The organism is Lysobacter hankyongensis (assembly GCF_039543145.1).
In the GTDB taxonomy this organism is placed as follows: domain Bacteria; phylum Pseudomonadota; class Gammaproteobacteria; order Xanthomonadales; family Xanthomonadaceae; genus Lysobacter_I; species Lysobacter_I hankyongensis.
On the sequence record NZ_BAABJE010000025.1, the window covers coordinates 1 to 1185 of the forward strand.

General features: G+C 62.8%; 1 protein-coding gene. It reads right to left on the reverse strand.

Annotated elements, in window-relative coordinates; translation table 11 throughout:
• Nucleotides 1–378: 378 nt before the first annotated feature.
• A complete protein-coding gene (locus ABD974_RS17910; protein ID WP_345304714.1) occupies nt 379–621 on the reverse strand; it encodes a hypothetical protein in 243 nt (80 codons plus the stop codon).
• Between the last annotated feature and the right edge of the window lie 564 nt (nt 622–1185).

A 1185-nucleotide genomic window follows, 5' to 3' on the forward strand; every position in this document is an offset into this window, starting at 1 on the left:
GGAGGGGATTGTTGCGTCATGCCTGTGGACTCCGGTGAGCGGGGTTGGCATGTACGCGTGGTTCGGCTGGGAAGCCAAGTCCACGGTCAACCGGAGAGGCAAGACGTAGAGTGCTCGGATCGAGGTCACGAGCACGCAGGCGGTGCAGGGCAAGCGCCAACAGCCCAGCCACTTCCGTGCGGCGCTGGGCGGGCGTCATGCGTGCAGGATCACAATCGTTGCAAGGAATCACAGGGTCTCTGAGGGGATATCGAACCAGCCGCCAGTGTCACCGTGGCGGTCGGTCGCTGTATCGCACCCCAGCGTAGCGCGAGGTGAGTTCCGATGAGAATCCGGCATACACTCGAGGACGGTGGCCCGCAGGAAGTGGCGAAACGATCAGTCGCCTTCAGTGGATCTCCGCAGCGCACCAGCGATCTCCAATGCGAACTCGCACAGGTAGGCCAAACTGCCGTCGATACCGGTTTCGGTGCCGATCACCAGCAAGCGGCGCACGGCATCTTCAAGATCAGCAGCTTCTCGCAGGGCGGTGGTACTGTCGACGCCATTGGCGACCATCAGCAAGGGGTGCTGTTCAGCAGGGATCTCCCGGAACGGAAGTTCGCGTGTGGTTTCGCTCATGTCCGCGCTCCGGAAGCGACCACGGCCGCCAAGTGCCACGAACGATGTTCGACCCGAATCGGGACTGATAGAGTATTTGCAGCCATTGTCGTTCTCCTAACGAACGGTGGTGGTCAGGGCGGCCGGGGTGTTGACGCACCTCGGCCGTCCGCGTCTCCGGCGTATGCCGGAGGGTGGTGCTGGTGATGACGCGCCACTGGTTCCTACAAGTCGCGCCACTACGATGGTGTGGTCGTTCTCCAGATTGGGTGGGTTCGGCGCCCGCCGGGGTGACGGGCGGAGGTGGGCGTGGCGTGCTCGTCTTGCTCCGTGGGATGCCCTTGTGGATATGGACACATAAACGCGCTATTCGGGATGAAAGCCAAGTCCTTCCGCCCATTTTCTTGATCGCGTGGGTGCTGCGATCAGGCTGTGATCTGACGAATTGCTCGTCCAGATGCAGGCGGCTGGCGCGAAAGCGAACAAGGCTGCGGCCGGTGTGCCGACCGCAGTCCAACGAAGATATGGCATCAAGCCGGCGGCGTGCTCTGCGCAATGGCGTGCAGTGCCGCCTGCGCATCGGCC

Bases quoted from the DNA above. Each gene is read 5' to 3' on its own strand.
- ABD974_RS17910 (WP_345304714.1), bottom strand. From the start codon at position 621: ATGAGCGAAACCACACGCGAACTTCCGTTCCGGGAGATCCCTGCTGAA.